An 18,891-nucleotide genomic window follows, 5' to 3' on the forward strand; every position below is an offset into this window, starting at 1 on the left:
CCGAGTTCACCTGGAAGCAGCCAGCACGGCCGCAAGGCCCTCTTGAAGGTCCTTGACGAAATACTCGGGCACCTCCAGCGACGGGAAGTGTCCGCCGGTCTCGGGTGACCTCCATCGGACGATCTGCCGGTACCGCTCCCGCGCCCAGGGACGTGGGCACTTCTCGATGTCGCGGGGATACATGCTGATGGCTGACGGGACGTCGACCCGCAGTTCGGGATCCAGCGAGTTGTGGCTTTCGTAGTAGATGCGGGCCGCCGATGCGCCGGTCCGCGTCAGCCAGTAGAGGGTGACGTTGTCCAGAATGCGGTCCCGGGAAATCCTCTCGAACGGGCTGTCCTCGGTGTCCGACCACTCGGCGAACTTGTCGAGGATCCAGGCAAGGAGGCCGACCGGTGAGTCGACCAGCGAGTAGCCGATGGTCTGCGGCCGGGTCGCCTGCTGCTTCGCGTACGCGGCGCGGTGGCGCCAGAAGTGGTGTGTTTCCTCGGTCCACTTGCGCTCGACCGCGGTCAGCCCGTCCGTTGTCACCCCGGGCGGTGCCTCCGCGAACGTCGTGTGGATGCCGAGAACCTGCGCCGGGAACCTGCCGCCGAGAACCGTGGTGATGTTGCCTCCCCAGTCGCCGCCCTGGGCCACGAACCGGCTGTAGCCGAGCCGTCCCATCAGTTCCACCCATGCGGCAGCGATCTTCTCGGTTCCCCACCCGGTGGCAACCGGCTTGTCGCTGTAACCGAAGCCGGGCAGCGACGGGACCACGACGTGGAACGCCGGCGCGTCCGCGTCCTTCGGATCTGCCAGCTCGTCCACGACATCGATGAACTCGGCGATGCTGCCCGGCCAGCCGTGCGTCAGGATCAGCGGAGTGGCATCCGCGCGGGCGGACCGGCGGTGCAGGAAGTGGATGCCCAGATCGTCAATGGTCGTGCGGAACTGGCCGATACGGGCGAGACGCTTTTCGAACGCCCGCCAGTCGTACCCGGTGCGCCAGTAGTTCACGACATCCACGAGGTCGGCGAGGGGAACGCCCTGCTCCCATCGGCGAGGGTCGGGCGCGGGGCGATGGACCGTCTCGGTCTCCGGCAGTCGCGCCGCGGCGAGTCGGGCGCGCAGATCGTCGAGGTCGGCGTCGGTTGCCTGGCTTTCGAATGCTTGCACGTCACTGGTCGGACGGGGCATGAGGACTCCTGCCATCGCGGAACCGGCTACGAACTGTAAGGAACCAGCTAAGACGGTTCTAACAGATCGTCACGTCAGACCGCAACCGGCTAAGGTGGTTCCATGCGTGATGAGTTCCCTGACTTCCGTCTCGGCAAGGTGCTGGCGACCAGCTTCACGGCGACCCTGACGGAGCGTCACGGCAACGCCGTGGAGCGCATTCCCACGCCGCACCGACTCGTCGACTGGCTGGCAGTGAGTGGCCTCGACGTGGGCTCCTGCACCACTGCCCAGCTCGACGCCGCCCGGGAACTGAGGGAGTCGATTCACGCCGCCGCGACAGCGGCCGCGATGCAGGGTCCGCTCCCTGAATCCGCCGTCCACGTCATCAATGACCGCAGTGTCGAAGGGCGGGCTGCCGCGATCCTCACGCCTGAAGGAAAGCGGCAGTGGCGGCTCGGCTCGGCTTCCTGTGTGGAAGACGCCCTGAGCGTGATCGCCGCCGATGCGATCAGCGTCATCGCCGGCGAACGGGACGGGAGACTGGCCTTGTGCGCATCACCGACCTGCCGGGCCGCCTTCTTCGACACCAGCCGAAGTCGCACCCGCAGATGGTGCGACATGAACACGTGCGGGAATCGCCAGAAGAAGGCGCGCTTCCATGCCAACCAGCGCAAGGCCCTCGGATCAGCGGAGTGAGCTGAGGGCACGGCCGCCCCCATGTCCGCGGCAGAGACGATCAGTTGGGCATGTGACAGCTGAGGCCGGTCGTCGCGCGACTCAGCAACCGGGATTCCACGATCGGGCGAGCACATCAGCATGCGGCCACCGCGCCACCCGGAACAGCGTCACCGGGCAGGGATCGGCCGAGTGAGGTTCACAGGGGAACGCCATGCCCTCACCGAAACAAGACGGACCGTCTCGCCCTAACCGGTTCCCGAACAGGCCAGTTTCCCCCCATTGGCCGTTCCCGGCCGCCGGCACGGGCGGTTACGGTCCGGGCATGGACGAGCTGACCAGGGTCATCCGTCACGCCGCCGAGCATGCCGCCGCCTACCGCCGCTCGCTGCCCGGGCGCCCGGTGGCACGCCCCGTGGACCACGCGGCCCTGCGCGCCGCCTTCTCCCGCCCCTTGGACCACTCCCCCGCCGACCCGCTCACGGTGATCGACGAGTTGGTGGCCGCCGCCGAGACAGGACTCGTCGCGACCGCGGGACCGCGCTTCTTCGGTTTCGTCGTCGGCGGGGCGCTGCCCGCGGCCACCGCCGCTGAGATCCTCGCCGCCGGGTGGGATCAGAACGCCTTCAACGCCGCGCTCTCCCCCGCCGCCCTCGCCGCGGAGGAGGCGGCGGGCGCCTGGCTGAAAGACCTGCTCGGCCTCCCCGCCACGGCGTCCGCCGGGTTCGTCACCGGAGGGCAGGCGGCCAACACCGCGGGGCTGGCGGCAGCCCGGCAGCACTTGCTCACCCGGGCCGGCTGGGACGTCGCGCGCAAGGGGCTGGGCGGCGCCCCGCGCCTGCGGGTGGTCGCCGGCGAGGAGCGTCACGCCACCATCGACCGCTCGCTGCGGCTGCTCGGCCTGGGCACCGACTGCGTGGAGACGATCCGCACGGACGGACGCGGCGCCCTCGACACCGAGGACCTCCGCCGCGTACTGGCATCCGATCCGGACACCCCGGTGATCGTCTGCACGCAGGCGGGCAACGTGAACACCGGGGCTTGCGACGATCTCCGTACCGCCTGCGATGTCGCGCACGCCCACCGCGGCTGGGTACACGTCGACGGCGCCTTCGGCCTGTGGGCGGCCGCGAGCCCGGCGACCCGCCCCCTCGTCGACGGGGTCGGACTGGCCGACTCCTGGGCCTGCGACGGCCACAAGTGGCTGAATGTGCCCTACGACTGCGGCTACGCCTTCTGCTCCCGCCCCGCCGTCCACGCCGATGCCCTGGCGTACACCGCCTCCTACCTCACCCGCGCCGACGGCGCTCCGGTCGGTGGCGCCGACTACACCGCCGAGTCCTCCCGTCACGCGCGCGGCTTCGCCACCTGGGCGGCACTGCGTGAACTCGGCCGGGACGGCGTCGCCGCGCTCGTGGACCGCTGCTGCTCCCTCGCCCGCCGTTTCGCCGACGGTCTCACCGCGGCGGGCTTCGATGTGGTCAACGACGTGATGCTCAACCAGGTTCTCGTCGACTTCGGCGACGACGCCCGCACCGACCGGGTGGTGCGGGCCGTGCAGGACGACGGCACCTGCTGGATGGGCGCCACCACCTGGCGCGGCCGACGGCTGATGCGCATCTCGGTCTCCGGCCAGGCCACGACGGAGGCCGACGTCGACCGGTCGATCGCGGCGATCGTGCGGCTGACGCGGGCGTCGTGACCCTGGCGGCCTCCGCCTCTTCCGTGACGTCGAGGCCGGCTGAGTGCACCCAATCGAAAAAATGTACGTTTCATGCTTTTCCGGACTCCGGATGAGATCTAACCTCATGTAGAGATGGCGGGCGATGGCCGGCCAGTCGACCACCGCCGCCTGTATGAGCGGAGGCGGAGATGAAAGCGTCGATACGGCGGTCCGCGATCTTCGCGAGCGCGGCCGCTCTTGTGATAGCCGTCTGCGGTACGACCGGCACCGCCCAGGCCGATCCCGGCGACGGTGAGCTCCAGTTCGGCTACGTCCTGCCGGAGACGGGACAGCTGGCCTACCTCGGCCCGCCGCAGATCGAGTCCCTCAAGTTCGCGATAGAGAAGATCAACGACGCCGGCGGGGTTCTGGGCAAGTCCGTGCCGACCGTGGTCTCCAGTGACGAGGCGGGCCAGGAGGCGGTGGCCGCACAGTCGGCCGACCGGGTCCTGGCGGCAGGCGTGGACGCGATCGTCGGCGCCGCGGCTTCCGGCATGTCGCTGGCGTTCATCGACCGGGTGACCGGTGCGGGCGTGGTGCAGTGCTCGGGGTCGAACACCGCGCCGACCTTCACCGACTACGAGGACGACGGCTTCTACTTCCGTACCGTCCCGAGCGACGCGTTGCAGGGTCCCATCCTGGCCGATGTCGTCCGCGACGACGGTCACGACCGGGTGGCCCTGGTCGCACGGGCGGACGACTACGGGCGCGGCCTGATGGAGGCCACCCGCAAGACGCTGGAGGAGCGCGGTGCGACGGTGACGCTGGCCGAGACCTACGACCCCAAGGCGAGCAACTTCGACCAGGTCGTCCAGCAGGTGGAGAACTCCGATCCGGACGCCGCCGTGGTGATCGCCTTCGAGGAAGGCACCCAGATCCTTCAAGGCATGATCGAGTCCGGACTCGGGCCCGACCGGATCGGCGTCTACGGCGCAGACGGCCTGCGCAGCGAGGAACTGCCCTCGCTGGTCGCCCCGGGCCAGCCCGAGAGGCTCTCCGGGATGAAGGGGACCGCGCCGGCCTCGGCTTCGAACGAGCAGTACGTGAAGGACCTCCAGGAGTTCGCGCCGGACCTCAAGGAGCTGCAGTTCGCGCCGCAGGTGTTCGACTGCGCGACGACGATCGCGCTCGCCGCCGAGAAGGCGGAGTCCGACGATCCGGGCGAGTACGTGAAGGAGATGAACGGGATCACCAAGGACGGCGAGAAGTGCAACTCGTTCGCCGCCTGCAAGGAGCTGCTCGCCGACGGCAAGGACATCGACTACGACGGTGTGAGCGGCCCGCTCGACTTCACCGACAAGGGCGAACCCGGCCAGGCGTCGATCGAGGTGTACGGCTACGACGACGCAGGGAAGCTCCAGACCCTGCGCACCGAGACCAGCAGGGCCGAGGAGTGACGGAGAGGACCGCCGGCGGAGATCAACGGACGCGGGCGAGGGTGCCGAGGTAGAGCTCGATCACCTTCTCGTCGTGCAACAGGGCCGTGCCCGTGCCGGTGTACGCGTTGCGGCCCTGGTCGAGGACGTAGCCGCGGTCGCAGAGCTGGAGGCACCTGCGGGCGTTCTGCTCGACCATGAGCACGGCGACGCCCGCGCTGTTGATCATTCTGCACCGGTCGAAGACGTGGTCCTGGTGCAGGGGCGACAGGCCGGCCGACGGCTCGTCGAGCAACAGCAGCCGCGGCTCCATCATCAGGGCGCGGGCCATCGCGAGCATCTGGCGCTCGCCCCCGGACATGGCGCCGGCCTTCTGCTTGCGGCGGTCGGCCAGCAGGGGGAAGAGCTCCTCGACCGCCGCGACCCGCCGCGCCTGGTCCTTGGGCCGCAGATAGACGCCCATCCGCAGATTCTCCTCGACGGTCAGCGTGGGAAACACGTTCTGCAACTGCGGCACGTAGCCGACGCCCCTCCGGACCATCTCGTGCGCGGGCCGTCCGGTGACGTCCTCGCCGTGCAGCCGCACGGTCCCGCCGCGTGTTCGCAGCAGCCCGAAGACGGCCTTGACCAAGGTCGACTTGCCGGCACCGTTGGGGCCGATCACGCCGACCACCTCGCCCGGCCGCACCTCGACGCTGCATCCGCGCAGGACGTCGACGCCCGGCACGTAACCGGCGACGATCCCGTCGGCCGCCAGCACCGGCGCCTGTTCCTCGGCGGACATCGCTACTCCTCCTCGCCCTGTTCGCCGGTGGCCTCCGGCTCGTCGTGCCGCCTGCCCAGGTAGGCGTCCACGACGGCGGCGTTCCGGCCGATCGTGTGGGGTGGGCCCTCGGCGACCAGGCGGCCGTCGGCCATGACGGCCACCCAGTCGCTGATGCCCATCACCACGTCCATGTCGTGCTCGACGAAGCACACCGTCAGTCCCTCGTCCCGCAGCCGCGTGATGTGTCCGAGCAGCGACTGGGCCAGCGCGGGGTTCACTCCGGCCATCGGTTCGTCGAGCAGGAGCATCACCGGCCGGGTCATGAGCGCTCGGGCCAGTTCCAGCAGTTTGCGCTGCCCGCCGGAGAGGGTGCCGGCGAAGTCGTCGCGCAGGGGACCGAGCCGGAACCGGTCCAGCAGTTCGTCGGCCCGGCGCTCGGACTCCCGCTCCTGTCCGCGCCACAGCGGTCGCAGCAGCGCGGGCAGCGCCCCTTCGCCGCGTTGCCCGGGCGCGGCGAGCAGCAGGTTCTCCAGCACCGTCAGCCGGGCGAGCGCTCTGGAAAGCTGGAACGTACGGACCAGTCCCCGGCGCGCCACCCGGTGTGCCGGGGAGCCGGTGAGCGGCTGCCCCTCGAACGACCACCGGCCGCCGTCGGCCCGGTCGAACCCGCTCACCACGTTGAACAGCGTGGTCTTGCCGGCGCCGTTGGGCCCGATGAGCGCGGTGATGGCCCCGCGCTGCACCTCCAGGTGCTCGACCCGCACGGCGACCAGGCCGCCGAAGGTGCGGGTCACCTGGTCCAGGACCAGCAGGGGGTCGGGCTTGCGCACCCCGGGCTCGGGATGGATCGCGGAGAGCCGGCCCGGGTGGGGCACGACCGGGTCAGCGGCCACTGAGCAGCATCTCCTTCCGGCTGCCGAGAATGCCCTGCGGCCGGAAGGCGACCAGCAGGATGAGGGCGACCCCGACCAGGGCGAAGCGCACGGCGCCGACCTCCGAGGTGCTGATGAGGTCCGGCGAGATGTGCCCGGCATCGATGGCCTGGCGCAGCGCGCTGTCGAGGAAGCTGAGGACGAACCAGAACAGGATCGATCCGACGACCGGCCCGAGAATCCGTCCGGCGCCTCCGAGCACGAGCAGCGTGTACAGGAAGAACGTGACGCCCGGGTCGTAGTTGTCCGGGTTCACCGACTGCACCTGGATGGCCTGCATCATGCCCGCGACCGCCCCGATGACGCCGCCGAGCGCGAGGCTCTGCATCTTGTAGGAGTAGACGTTCTTGCCGAGGCTGCGTGCGGCGACCTCGTCCTCACGGATGGACCGGATGACCCGCCCCCAGGGGCTGTGGATCAGCAGGGCGAGCAGTCCTCCGACCACGAGCACCAGTGCCCAGCCGACGATCATCACCCAGAGGTCGCGGGAGCTGAACCGCACGAGCCACACGCCGTAGGTGCCGGGTTCGATGGGGCTGAGGGCGTAGAAGTCATTGGCGAAGCGCTGTAGCCCGAACACCCCGCCGGTGACGGGTTCGGCCCAGCTGGACCGGTAGAAGAGCCGCAGCGCCTCCCCTGCCGCGATCGTGGTGATCGCGAGGTAGTCGGCGCGCAGCCGCAGCGTGGGCAGGCCGAGCAGCAGGGCCAGCACGATCGCGCAGGCGATGCCGCCCAGGACGCCGAGCCACATCGGGCCGTCGTACGTCGACACCGTGATGGCGAGCCCGTAGCCGCCGACCAGCATGAATCCGACCTGGCCGAAGTTCAGCAGGCCCGTGTAGCCGAAGTGCAGGTTCAGTCCCATGGCGGCGAGGGCGTAGACGGCGGCGATGGGGCCGATTCCCGAGCGCAGGGCGTCGGAGACGATGGCCGAGAAGTCCATGGCACGCCCCCTCACCCGATGCGTTCGGCCCGGCCGAGGATGCCCTGCGGCCGGACGAGCAGGACGAGGATGAGGACGAGCAGCGCCCACGCGTACTGCAGGTCGACCGGGAACCACAGGGTGGACATCTGGGCGACGATGCCGATGACGAGGCTGCCGACCATCGCACCGTAGGCGGAGCCGAGGCCGCCGAGGATGATGCCCGCGAACATGAGCAGCAGGAGCTTGAAGCCCATGTCCCAGGTGACGATCTCCACCAGACCGAAGAAGACCCCGCCGAGCGCGGCCAGCCCTCCGCCGAGCATCCACACGAAGAGCACCACCCGCTGGACGTCGATGCCCGACGCCTCGGCGAGGTCCCGGTTGGCGGAGACGGCCCGGACGGCCGTTCCGATCCTGGTCTTCTGCAGGAGCGCGGCGGTGCCGAGCAGGACCAGTACGGAGAGCAGGGTGACGGTGAGGTCCCGCGGGGTGATACCGGCCGGGCCCAGGTCGAGGGCGCTCTGGATGTCGTACTGGGCGTAGGAGGCGGGCCGGGTTCCGTACAGCACGAGTACGACGTGGCGCAGCAGCAGCGAGAGCCCGATGGTGACGATGAACATGTTGATCAGCCCGGTGCCCCGGGCCCGCAGCGGGCGCCAGACACCGCGCTCGACGGCCCCGCTTAGCAGGGCGCCGAAGACCACGGCGGCGAGGGCGGCGGGGATCAGGTGCCATCCGGGACCGGCCGGGGAGACGTTGAGGAAAAACGCGAAGGTGGCACCGATGGTGACGAACTCGCCGTGCGCGAAGTTGATCAGATGGATGGTCCCGAAGATCAGCGAGAGTCCTACCGAGGTGATCGCGATGATCACTCCGAACTGGATGCCGTCGATCAGCGCCTGCAAAGCGCGCGCGGCGAAGGTGGGCCCGCGCGGGACTTCCTCACCCTGTGCCCGCGCAGAGGCCACGGGCACCATGACGAGGACCAGGGTGAGGACCGGTACGAGCATCCGCTGACGGCGCATGATGGTTCCGGTAGGTCAGGAACATCCCTAATGAGCTCAGTGTAGATACAGGTCGCGGCGGTGAGACAGGAAGCGGACCACAGTCGTGTCCACGGGAAGCAGGGGATGCGGGATGGACGACAGCGGCAGCCTCACCGGTGCCTACAGCGACGACAGTGTGCTCTTCCGGGTCCTGAAGCATCTCGGCTGGGACGCGCTGGCCAACATCGGCTACTTCACACGGCCCACCCTTCCGGTCGCCGCCCTTGCGGGGCCGGTTTTCTTCCAGCGCCGGCTGGCCCGCCGGTCGCTGGCGCTGCTGGAGGCCCGGCCCGGACAGCTCGTGCTGGATGCCGGCTGCGGGCGCGGTGACACCACGGCGCGGCTGGGCGCCGCCGGATGCCGGGCCCTGGGGGTGGACGTCCAGCCCTCGCAGATCGACCAGGCCCGTCGTCGCTTCGGCAGCCGCTCGGGCGCGCGCTTCGCCGTCGCGGACGCCACGGCTCTGCCGCACCAGGCGGCGGGCATCCCGCTCGCGGACGGCTCCTTCGATCGCGTGCACTGCCTGGAAGCCGCCTTCCACTTCGGCCATGAAGGCCGCGAGTCGTTCCTGAACGAGAGCTTCCGACTGCTCCGCCCCGGAGGGCGGCTCGTCCTCGTGGACGTCACGTCCCGCAGGGATCGGCCGATCGGAACGCTCGACCCGAACGGTCTCGTACGCGGCACCTGGCGCTTCGACGACATCGAACCGTACGAGCGCTACCCGCTGATGGCAGCCGCCGCCGGCTTCACCACGCAACGGGTTCTCGACTGGACCACCCCCGTACTCCACCGGGCGGCCCGGCTCTCCGCCCTGTTCGCCGGCACCGCGTCCAGCAGGGCCGGGCGACGGGCCCTGTGCGTGCGGTGGCCCGGCCTGAGGGAACTCGACGCCGGCGAGTGGGACGAGGTCATCGCGATCGTCCGGGCCCACCAGGCCATCGGGCGCGGCACGTGCTATCCGGCGTACGTCTTCGGCAAAGCCGGTCCCGGATGACCACTCCCACGGGATCCCGTCTGACTGAACTTCCGGCTGTGTTCTGCCCTTTGGAAGCGGGCCTGCGAGACCGACAAGCCGGCCGGCTTCGACCGGTACGTCGGTGCGCTGCGCGACATCGTGCGGGGCGAGAACAGCATGGCCATGTGCTCGGCCGTCATCATGGTGATGCTCGACGCGGACGCCTACGGCTGCGCGGCGAGCGCTCTCAAGGGGCCCCTCGCCGAACGGCAGCGCGCAGCCCTCACACGGCTGTTGGCGGTTTTCGACCGGGTCCTCCCGGCGATCGACGACGCGTACGTGAGCAGGTACTGCACGCACCTGCACAAGACGGCCGTGCTCGCCGCCGGGGTCGATGACCTGCGCGAGCGGTAGCAGCAGGGCCGGCTACGGATGCAGCGTCGCCTCACCGGTGACGCGGATCGCGGTCTCCTGGCCGGGTCCGACCGGCAGCGGCCCGGCGACGCGGACGTCGACCGGGTCGTCGACGCCCTGAACGTTCAGGGTCACCTTGGCGTCATGGCCGTAGTAGAAGACGTCCCTGACGGTGCCCCGCACGGCCTCCTCCGCGTCCGCTTCGGTCAGTTGCAGCTGCTCGGGCCGCAGCACGACGGTGCCCGTGCTGCGGCCCTTCGACGGGACGGTCAGGGTCACGGTCCCCAGAGGTGTCGTGGCCGCGGAGCCGCCCCCGTGCACCGTCGCGGGGACCACGACCGCGTCGCCGACGAAACCGGCGACCCAGGGGTCGGCCGGGCGCCGGTAGAGGTCCTGGGGGGTGTCGCACTGGGCGACGCGCCCCTGCCGTACGACGGCGACGAGGTCGGCCGTGGAGAGGGCTTCCTGCTGGTCGTGGGTGACCAGCAGGGCCGTGGCCCCGGTCGCTCGCAGGGCGGATCGCACATCCGCCCGGACACCGGCGCGCAGCGCGCTGTCGAGGGCGTTGAACGGTTCGTCGAGCAGGACGAGTGCGGGGCGCGGGGCCAGTGCCCGGGCCAGGGCGATGCGCTGCTGCTGTCCGCCGGACAGTTCGTGCGGCATGCGGTCGCCGTACCCGGCCAGTCCGACGAGGTCGAGCATGTCCGCCGTCCTGCGGCGGCGCTCACCGCGGTCGAGGCCGGTCAGCCCGAACGCCACGTTGCGGGCCACGGTCATGTGCGGGAAGAGGGCGCCTTCCTGCGGCACGATGCCGATGCGCCGCCGTTCCGGCGGCAGGTGCACGCCGGGTCCGGCGAGGGTGCGTCCGCCGAGCGCGACCGTGCCCGTGTCGGCCCGCAGGAACCCGGCGACGACGCGGAGCAGAGTGGTCTTTCCGCAGCCGGAGGGGCCGAGCACGGCGGCCAGTGTCCCGCCCGGCACAGTGAGGTCCAGGCCCTGGAGGACGGGGGCGCCGGAGCGGTAGGACTTGGTGAGCTGCTCGATGCGGAGCTCGTTGCCGTGGTCGGTCATGTGCGGTGCCTGCCCAGGAGGTAGGAGGGGACGGCGGCCAGGAGGATGAGGGCCGCGGCGTAGGGTGCGGCGGCGGCGAAGGAGCCGGATCCGGTCTCGGTCCACAGGCGGGTGGCCAGGGTGTCCACGCCGGTGGGGCGCAGCAGCAGCGTGGCCGGCAGTTCCTTCATGCAGACCACGAAGGTGAGCGCGGCACCGGCCGCGACACCCGGTGCGGCCAGCGGCACGGTCACCTCGCGCAGTACCCGCAGGGGCGAACGGCCCAGGGAGCGGGCCACGTCCTCCAGCACGGGCGGCGCCTGGAGCACGGCGGCGCGGGTGGCGGCGACCGCGACCGGCAGGAACAGCACGGCGTAGGCGCCGATCAGCAGGGGCAGTTGCTGGTAGAGCGGGTAGGCGTAGCGCACCGCGAAAAAAACGAGGGAGAGCGCGACGGTGATGCCGGGCAGCGCGTGGCCGGCGTAGGCGGCCTGTTCCAGCAGCCGGGCTCCGCGTCCCCGGTGGCGCGCGGCGATCACCCCGACGGGCAGTGCCAGCAGGGTGGTCAGGGCGGCTCCGGCCGCCGCGACGCCGAGGGTGGTCCAGGCGGCTTCCCCGAGCGCGCCCAGGTCCCATGTCGCCGAGTTGCCCACGGCCAGCCAGTAGCCGAGGGTGCCGAGCGGGAACGCCACCGCCGCGGCCACCAGCGTCGTGCACCAGGCCAGGGCGGGGATCCGCCAGCGGCCGAGGGGCACCGGGACGGCCGGCCGGGCGGTGCCGGCGCCGGTCCGGGCATGGCCGGCGCGTCCCCGGGTGCGGGTCTCGGCGGCGACCAGCGCCACCGTCATCACCACCAGCACGACGCTGAGCGCGGCGGCCGGGGTGCGGTCGAAGGAGGCGCGGTAGGAGGTGTGGATGGCGCGGGTGAAGGTGTCGTAGCGCATCAGCGATACGGCGCCGAAGTCGGAGAGCACGTACAGCGCGACGAGCAGCGCTCCGCCCGCGGCGGCCGGGCGCAGCTGGGGCAGCGTGACCCTCAGGAAGGTGCGCACCGGTCCGTGGCCCAGGGAGCGGGCGGCCTCCTCCTGAGCCGGGTCGATCCCGCGCAGCGCGGCGGCCACCGGTAGGTGGACGTAGGGGAAGCTCACGAGAGTGAGGGCGAGTGCCGCCCCGGCGAAGCCGGCGGTCCGCGGTGCGCTGGCCAGCCAGGCGAAGGCGGCGACGTAGCTGGGCACGGCGAGCGGCAGGGTGACCAGCACCGACCAGGCGCGTGCCCCGGGCAGGGCCGTGCGTACGGTCAGCCAGGCCAGGGAGACGCCGAGCACCAGGCAGGCCGCCACGACGACGGCGGTCAGGGAGAGGCTGCGGGCGAGGAGTTGCAGCGTCCGCTCGTCGCCGACGACGTCCCAGGCGTAGCGCGGACCGCGTTCGAAGGCGCGGACCGCGAGGTAGCCCAGGGGCAGCAGGGCGAACAGCGCGGCGACGCAGGCGGGGACGAGCAGCACCCATGGAGGTCTGCGGCCGGCGGGGGCGCGGTCCGTCTTGCGCAGGGGGCGGCGCCCGGCGGGAGCGGGTGCTCCGGCCGGGCGGCCTCCGGATACCGGTGTGGTCACGTCGGGCTCGGGGTTTCTGAGGGGTCTTCTCGGCTTCCTAGACCAGTCCGACGTCCTGGAGCATGGCCAGCGTCTCCTGGAGGGATTCGAGCTTGCCCAGGTCGATGTCCGGGGACTCCAGGGACTCGAGCGGCGGCAGGCCTTCGACGCTGCTGGTGACGCCCGCGGCCAGCGGGTACTCCTTGGTCGTGTCGGCGAAGTAGGTCTGCGCCTCCTTGGACAGCAGGTAGTCGACGGCCTTCTGTGCGGTCTTTGCCTGGCCGCCGTCCTTGAGGACGCCGACGCCGGCGACGTTGATGAGCGCGCCGGGGTCTTTCCCGGGCAGGAACTTGAGCTGTGCGCCGACCTTGTCCTCGCCCTTCTCGGCGACCCTCTCGTACCAGTAGTAGTGGTTGACCAGGCCGAGGGAGACCTCGCCCGACTCGACGGCGTCGAGGGTGGCGAGGTTGTTGGTGTACACCTTCCCGTTGGCCTTCAGGCCCTTGAGCCACAGCCGGGTGGCGTCGTCACCCTCCAGGACGCGCATGCCGGTGACGAAGGCCTGGAAGGAGGCGTTGGTCGGCGCGAAGCCGACCTTGCCCTTCCACTCGGGCTTCATCACGTCGGCCACCCGGTCCGGGACCTTGTCCTCGGCGACCTTGTCCGGGTTGTAGGCGATGACGCGCACCCGCCCCGACAGGCCCACCCAGTCGCCCGCCTCGCCGCGGTAGGCCTTGTCCACCTCGTCGAGGCTCGACTGCGGCAGCTTCGCGAGCATGCCCTCCTTGGACAGGGCGCCCAGGGCCCCGGCGTCCTGCGAGAAGAACAGCCCGGCCTTGGTGCGGTCACCCTCCTCCAGGATCTGGGCTGCCAGTTCGGCGCTGTCGCCGTAGCGCACCTCGACCTTGGCGCCGACCGCCTTCTCCAGCTTGTCCAGGATGGGCTTGACCAGCTTCTCGTTGCGCCCGGAGTAGATGACGAGGGCGGAGTCGCCGCCCTGCGCGGAGCCGCCTTCGTCGTCGCCGGAGCCGCAGGAGGCGAGGACGGGCAGGAGCAGGCCGGCCGCGAGGAGCGCGGTGATCCGGCGAGCCGAGGGGCGTCGCATGTGTGTGCCTTCCTGGGTGGTTCGCCGGTACGCCGCGGGTTTGCGTCGTCGGGTCAGCGAGCGGTGAAGCGATACTTTCAAGCCAGATGTGAGCATGCTATGAATAAGGTAAAGCTTGCCTAACCGTCAAGGGACAGTGCTCTGTGCGGACGCTGCCGCAGAAAGGTTGCGCGCCCGTGATCGACTCGTCCCGACCTGCTCCGGCCCCTTTGACCACGGCGTTTCCGCGCCTTTCCCCTTCTCCGTCTCCGCAGCCGCCCGCGTGTCGACCGGGTGTGCCGTTCGCGCGTGACCTCGCGGCTCACGGTGATCGCACCGCATTGATCACGCCATCGGGCGAGTTGACGTACCGAGCGCTCGCGGAGCGGGTCGCGGCCACCGCCGAACGCCTCGGCCGCACGCGCCGCCTCGTGCTGCTGGCCGGCGCCAACCGGGCCGACGCTCTCGTGGTCCACCTCGCGGCCCTCGCCGACGGGCACCCCGTCCTGCTCGTCCCCGGCGACAGCGCCTCCACCATCGACGCTCTGACCGCCGCCTACGACCCCGACGTCGTCGCGCGCCCGGACGAGCACGGCACCTGGACCCTCGACGAGCGGCACCGGACGAGCACGCACACCCTCCACCCCGATCTGGCGCTGCTGCTGAGCACGTCCGGTTCGACCGGCTCACCGAAGCTGGTCCGGCTCTCGCAGGACAACGTCCAGTCCAACGCGGAGTCGATAGCCGCCTACCTTGGCATTCGTCAGTCCGACCGCGCGGCCACGACCCTGCCCCCGCACTACTGCTACGGCCTGTCCGTCATCCACAGTCACCTGCTGCGCGGCGCCGGAGTGATCCTCACCGAGCGGTCGGTCGCCGACACCGCCTTCTGGGAGGAGTTCCGTGCGGCCCGCGGCACCGCGCTCGCCGGGGTGCCGTACACCTTCGACCTGCTCGACCGGGTCGGCTTCGCCGACATGCGGCTGCCCCACCTGCGCTACGTGACCCAGGCCGGCGGCCGCCTGGCACCCGAACGAGTCGCCAGGTTCGCCGAGTTGGGCCGGAGATCCGGCTGGGAGCTGTTCGTCATGTACGGGCAGACCGAGGCGACGGCCCGGATGGCCTATCTGCCCCCGGCGCTCGCGCAGGAGCGCCCGGAGGCCATAGGCGTGCCGATCCCCGGAGGCTCCTTCCGGCTGCGCCCCGTCGACGGGATCGGAACGCCCGACACCGGTGAACTCGTCTACTCGGGCCCCAACGTCATGCTCGGCTACGCCGAGACGCCCGCGGACCTGGCTCTCGGCCGCACCCTGGAGGAACTGCCCACCGGGGACATCGCCCGGCGCGCCCCCGACGGGCTGTACGAGATCGTGGGGCGGCGCAGCCGCTTCATCAAGATCCTCGGTCTGCGTCTCGACCCGCACCGGGCCGAGACGCAACTGGAAGGGCACGGCATCCGCGCGGCGTGCGTGGGCGACGACGACGCACTGACCGTCGTCGCGGCGGGCACGGCGGGTGCGGAGGCGACGGCCGTACGGCGGCTGGTGAGCGAAGGCTGCGGTCTGCCGCCGCGCGCCATACGAGTGCTGCCGGTGGCCGAGCTTCCGCGGCTCGCCTCGGGCAAGACCGACTACGAAGCGGTACGGCGGCTGACCCGTGACGCCTCGGCCTCGGCGCCGGTCCCGGGCGACGACGACCTCTGTGTCCTCTACGCCGAGATCCTCGACCGGACCGACGTCACCGAGGACAGCAGCTTCGTGAGTCTGGGCGGCGACTCACTCTCGTACGTCGAGATGTCACTGCGGCTGGAGCAGGTCCTGGGCGTGCTGCCCTCCGACTGGCACACCACACCGATCCGCCGGCTGCGGACACCGGACACCGCGGGGAGCACGCCCCCGGCCGTCCCGCGGCGCGGGCTGCGGCGCGGCCTGGAGACGAGCATCGCCCTGCGGGCGGTCGGCATCGTCCTCGTCGTCGGTTCGCACATCCCCGTCTTCCTGGTCCAGGGCGGCGCCCACGTGCTGCTGGGCGTCGCCGGATACAACTTCGCGCGTTTCCACCTCTCCGTCGGCGAACGCCGGGAGCGTCTGCGCAGGACGGTGCGGAGCATCGCCCGCATCGCCGTTCCGAGCATGGTGTGGATCGCCTTCGCACTGCTGCTGACCCGCGAGTACGACCTGGCCAACGTCGTCCTGGCCAACAGCCTCTTCGAACAGGACAACTCCGACCCGGAGTGGCGCTACTGGTTCGTCGAAGCGCTGGTCTACTTCCTGGCCGGGCTGGCGGCTCTGCTGGCCATCCCCTGGCTGCACCGCGCGGAGCGGCGCACCCCCTTCGGCTTCGCCCTGGCACTGGTCGGCCTGGGGCTCGTCGGCCGCTACGACCCCTTCGGCCTCGCGCACGTGCGCTTCCACCTGAGCCCGACCGTGGTCTTCTTCCTGTTCGCACTGGGCTGGGCGGCGGCCCGGGCCCGTACGGCGGGACAGCGGCTGGGGCTGACCGCGGTCACGCTCGTCACCGTGCCCGGTCTCTTCCCCGGGGAGCAGACCCTGCGGACCTCTATCGTGCTCGGCGGCCTCGTCCTGCTGCTCTGGGTGCCCGCCCTGCCCAGCATCGACCCGGTCAACCGGCTGGCGGGCGTGCTGGCGGGCAGCTCGCTCTACATCTACCTGACGCACTTCCAGGTCTATCCCCACCTGCGGGACCACTCCCCCGTGGCGGCCCTGCTGCTCTCCCTGATCTGTGGTGTGGCGTACGGAGCATTGGCCACCCGCCTGGCACCCCGGCTTCTTTCCGCCCTCCGGGCCGGCACCCCGATGGCCTGCTTGTCGCCTCGCGGGGTGCCCGGCGCTCCCGTAGGGTCTCGATGCCGTTACGGCAGGACGCACTGACGGCCCTTCACGACCGCGCGGACCCAGTGACCGAGGAGCCCTCATGTCAGGACAGTTCGAAGCGACCACCGAGATCGACCGGCCCGTCGAGGCGGTGTTCGACTACCTCGCCGACGGGCGCAACGATCCGCAGTTCAGCCCGCGGGTGCTGAGGATCGAGCGGGTTCCCCAGACGCCGACCGCCGTGGGCACGGTCTTCCGCAGCACGGTCAAGGACGCCGGCGTGAAGACGGCCAGGGAGTTCCGCATCACCGAGCTGGACGCCCCGGCGCGGATCCGGTGGACGGAGGTGTCCAAGAACAGCGTGGCGGTGGCCGAGGGCGGCTACGACCTGGAGCCGCTGGCCGACGGCAGGACGCGGGTCCGTCTCCACAACGTTCTGGAGGGCCACGGACTCGGCAAGCTGCTCGTCGGCCTGGCTCTCACCGCCGCCCGCAAGGACGCGCCCGCCTTCGCCGCCCGGATCAAGGCAGCGGCCGAGGCGGCGATCCCGTCGCTCTGACCGGGTCCAGGGCGGGGCAGCGGGTGCCCCGTGACGGGACCTCCAGGTCGGTGAGGTAGCTGTCCACGGCGTTCTCCATACACGGTCCGCTGGTGACGCTGCCGTGGCCGTGGCCCTCGTAGGTGAGGAGCACGCCGCTGCGGCCGAGCTGCCGAGCCACCGAGACCGCCCACGGGTGACCGGTGGCGGGGTCGTGCAGCGCGTTGGACACGAGGATGGGCGGTGCGCCTCGTACGTCCAGGCGGTGCTGCGGGTTGGCGGTCGGTGCGCCCAGACACGCCGCCACCATGTGGATCGGCAGCAGGTAGGGCAGGTCGGGCGCGGTCCTGTTCATCGTGGCGACGAGCGAGGCGTACGCCCGGTGGTCGCGCACCGGCAGGTGCCAGTCCGAGCAGAAGACGGGGGTCGCCGGAGGCAGCGGCGCGGTCGAGGTGGGCGACGCGGGCAGCGGCTCGCTCGCGTGCATGGCCGCGATCGCCGTCGCCAGGCCCGCGTAGTCGGCCTCGTAGAACTTCCGGAACGCGACCTTGTTGACCAGGTCCGTCGAGGACAGCGCGCTGCCCGGCTTCACCGGGTCCTCCAGCTCACCGCGTCCGGCCCGGGTCAGCAGGCCCCGCCAGACGGCGCGGACGTCGCGGCCGTGCAGCGCGCAGTCCGCCGTCCCGTCGCACCACTTCGCGAACTCCTGGAAGGAATCCGCGGCCGAGGCCGCCTCGGCCCGCAGGAAGTCACGAGTGGCCCTGACGCTGTGGTCCATGACGCTCTCCAGCACCATCGCGCGCACGCGACGCGGGTAGGTCTCGGCGTACTGCGCCCCGAGCAGCGTGCCGTACGAGCTGCCGTGGAAGGTCAGTTTCCGCTCGCCGAGTGCGGCGCGCAGGGCGTCCACGTCCCGGACCGTCTGGGCGGTGTCGAGGTGGTCGAACACCGGCCCGGTGCGGGCCCGGCAGTCGGCACGGAGCCGCTTGTTGTACGCCATGGTGGCGTCGAAGTCCGCCTGGCTTTCCAGCACCGGCGACGGCCGCTGGGCGAGCAGGTCTCCGGAGCAGGTCACCGGGTTGCTGCCGCTCACGCCGCGGGGGTCGAAGCTGACGATGTCGAACCTGCGGCGGACCTCGGGGCTGAATCGGCTGACACGGTCCACCACCATCCTCACACCCGAGTCGCCCGGCCCGCCGGGGCCGAACACCATCGAGCCGACGCGCGCGCCGGGGTCGGTGGCCTTGCGGCGCGCCACGGCCAGCTCGAATCTCGGCCCGCCCGGGTAGGCCCAGTCGACCGGCACGGAAAGGGTGGCGCACTCGGCTCCGGGCTTCGCCGGTTGGTCACACGGTGCCCATCGCAGGGGTTCTGTGACAGAGGGCGCCGCGTGGACCGCGGGAGCGGCTGCCAGGCCGGCGGTGAGGGTCATGACGGCCCCCACGGCCAGGGCCGTGCCCCGCGCGGCGATGCGCCGCGGGGGTAAGGATCTGCGCCTTGACGGCATGGGTCCTCCTCGAAGAGAGTGCTCGTGTCAGGTGTGCGGAGCCGGCCGGGGCACCGTCGTCACGGTAGATCTGCCGGCGCCCGAGTGGAGCCTCGGTCAGGGGCTTTTCCGGGTCGGGTCAGGGTCCGCTCAGGGGCGCGACATCGGTGGCAGGCCGTGGGGACCGTTGCTACTGTCCCTGGAGGCCGTGCGAGAGAACGAGGAGGTGGTACCCGTGAACGCAGTGTCGACATGGGTGCTCCTCTCCGGGGTCACGGTCGGGCGATAGGTCGTCCGGGAGCGCCGTTCAAGCGCCCTCCCGAAAGGCACGACC

16 protein-coding genes are annotated in these 18,891 nt (G+C 71.1%); 7 read left to right on the forward strand and 9 right to left on the reverse strand.

Annotated features, from left to right (window positions below):
• Window positions 1-6: 6 nt before the first annotated feature.
• On the reverse strand, window positions 7-1,179 hold the full coding sequence (locus GTY56_RS28045) for an epoxide hydrolase family protein (protein WP_161368096.1): 1,173 nt from the start codon (window positions 1,177-1,179) through the stop codon (window positions 7-9).
• A 102-nt stretch (window positions 1,180-1,281) separates the two neighbouring features.
• Between GTY56_RS28045 and GTY56_RS28050 the strand changes: the two genes are divergently transcribed.
• The 3 genes from GTY56_RS28050 to GTY56_RS28060 all read left to right on the forward strand — a co-directional run bounded on the left by GTY56_RS28050 (window position 1,282) and on the right by GTY56_RS28060 (window position 4,956).
• Window positions 1,282-1,857: a CGNR zinc finger domain-containing protein gene (locus tag GTY56_RS28050; protein ID WP_161368097.1), complete on the forward strand. Its 576-nt coding sequence runs from the start codon at window positions 1,282-1,284 to the stop codon at window positions 1,855-1,857.
• Between the two features lie 304 nt (window positions 1,858-2,161).
• Complete coding sequence (locus tag GTY56_RS28055; protein WP_161368098.1) at window positions 2,162-3,538, forward strand: pyridoxal phosphate-dependent decarboxylase family protein; 1,377 nt, start codon at window positions 2,162-2,164, stop codon at window positions 3,536-3,538.
• Between the two features lie 170 nt (window positions 3,539-3,708).
• Complete coding sequence (locus GTY56_RS28060) at window positions 3,709-4,956, forward strand: ABC transporter substrate-binding protein (RefSeq protein WP_161368099.1); 1,248 nt, start codon at window positions 3,709-3,711, stop codon at window positions 4,954-4,956.
• Between the two features lie 22 nt (window positions 4,957-4,978).
• Here the strand turns inward: GTY56_RS28060 and GTY56_RS28065 are convergent, their stop codons facing one another.
• The 4 genes from GTY56_RS28065 to GTY56_RS28080 are packed head-to-tail and all read right to left on the reverse strand — an operon-like array spanning window position 4,979 to window position 8,583.
• The gene (locus GTY56_RS28065) at window positions 4,979-5,719 is read right to left on the reverse strand and encodes an ABC transporter ATP-binding protein (protein WP_161368101.1); all 741 of its coding nucleotides are present in this window, start codon (window positions 5,717-5,719) and stop codon (window positions 4,979-4,981) included.
• A gap of 2 nt (window positions 5,720-5,721) precedes the next feature.
• Window positions 5,722-6,594 (reverse strand): ATP-binding cassette domain-containing protein, encoded by an 873-nt coding sequence (locus GTY56_RS28070; protein WP_202510837.1) that lies wholly within the window; start codon window positions 6,592-6,594, stop codon window positions 5,722-5,724.
• Window positions 6,584-7,576 carry a branched-chain amino acid ABC transporter permease gene (locus GTY56_RS28075; protein ID WP_161368103.1) on the reverse strand — a complete coding sequence of 331 codons (993 nt, stop codon included), beginning with the start codon at window positions 7,574-7,576 and terminating at the stop codon, window positions 6,584-6,586. Before GTY56_RS28075 ends, GTY56_RS28070 begins: the two co-directional genes overlap by 11 nt.
• Window positions 7,577-7,587: 11 nt before the next feature.
• Window positions 7,588-8,583 (reverse strand): branched-chain amino acid ABC transporter permease, encoded by a 996-nt coding sequence (locus GTY56_RS28080; protein WP_161368104.1) that lies wholly within the window; start codon window positions 8,581-8,583, stop codon window positions 7,588-7,590.
• 112 nt (window positions 8,584-8,695) lie between these two features.
• Between GTY56_RS28080 and GTY56_RS28085 the strand changes: the two genes are divergently transcribed.
• Together GTY56_RS28085 and GTY56_RS28090 are read left to right on the forward strand one after the other, a co-directional pair.
• A complete protein-coding gene (locus GTY56_RS28085) occupies window positions 8,696-9,598 on the forward strand; it encodes a class I SAM-dependent methyltransferase (RefSeq protein ID WP_161368105.1) in 903 nt (300 codons plus the stop codon).
• 138 nt (window positions 9,599-9,736) lie between these two features.
• Window positions 9,737-9,973: a hypothetical protein gene (locus tag GTY56_RS28090; RefSeq protein ID WP_161368107.1), complete on the forward strand. Its 237-nt coding sequence runs from the start codon at window positions 9,737-9,739 to the stop codon at window positions 9,971-9,973.
• Window positions 9,974-9,985: 12 nt separating this feature from the next.
• On the opposite strand, the gene GTY56_RS28095 is transcribed toward GTY56_RS28090, so the two are convergent.
• The 3 genes from GTY56_RS28095 to GTY56_RS28105 are packed head-to-tail and all read right to left on the reverse strand — an operon-like array spanning window position 9,986 to window position 13,720.
• Window positions 9,986-11,044 (reverse strand): ABC transporter ATP-binding protein, encoded by a 1,059-nt coding sequence (locus GTY56_RS28095; RefSeq protein WP_161368108.1) that lies wholly within the window; start codon window positions 11,042-11,044, stop codon window positions 9,986-9,988.
• Entirely contained in the window at window positions 11,041-12,636 is a 1,596-nt protein-coding gene (locus tag GTY56_RS28100; protein WP_161368109.1) for an ABC transporter permease, read from the reverse strand. Before GTY56_RS28100 ends, GTY56_RS28095 begins: the two co-directional genes overlap by 4 nt.
• Window positions 12,637-12,673: 37 nt before the next feature.
• Entirely contained in the window at window positions 12,674-13,720 is a 1,047-nt protein-coding gene (locus GTY56_RS28105) for an iron ABC transporter substrate-binding protein (RefSeq protein WP_161368110.1), read from the reverse strand.
• A 341-nt stretch (window positions 13,721-14,061) separates the two neighbouring features.
• Between GTY56_RS28105 and GTY56_RS28110 the strand changes: the two genes are divergently transcribed.
• Window positions 14,062-16,590 (forward strand): AMP-binding protein, encoded by a 2,529-nt coding sequence (locus GTY56_RS28110; protein WP_237525073.1) that lies wholly within the window; start codon window positions 14,062-14,064, stop codon window positions 16,588-16,590.
• A 43-nt stretch (window positions 16,591-16,633) separates the two neighbouring features.
• Window positions 16,634-17,092, forward strand: coding sequence for an SRPBCC family protein (locus tag GTY56_RS28115; RefSeq protein WP_161368112.1), 459 nt, complete (start codon window positions 16,634-16,636; stop codon window positions 17,090-17,092).
• Here the strand turns inward: GTY56_RS28115 and GTY56_RS28120 are convergent.
• Complete coding sequence (locus GTY56_RS28120) at window positions 17,055-18,578, reverse strand: alpha/beta hydrolase (RefSeq protein ID WP_161368113.1); 1,524 nt, start codon at window positions 18,576-18,578, stop codon at window positions 17,055-17,057. The genes GTY56_RS28115 and GTY56_RS28120 overlap by 38 nt on opposite strands.
• Window positions 18,579-18,891 lie beyond the last annotated feature (313 nt).

It is taken from the genome of Streptomyces sp. SID5643 (genome assembly GCF_009872555.1).
Lineage (GTDB): Bacteria > Actinomycetota > Actinomycetes > Streptomycetales > Streptomycetaceae > Streptomyces > Streptomyces iakyrus.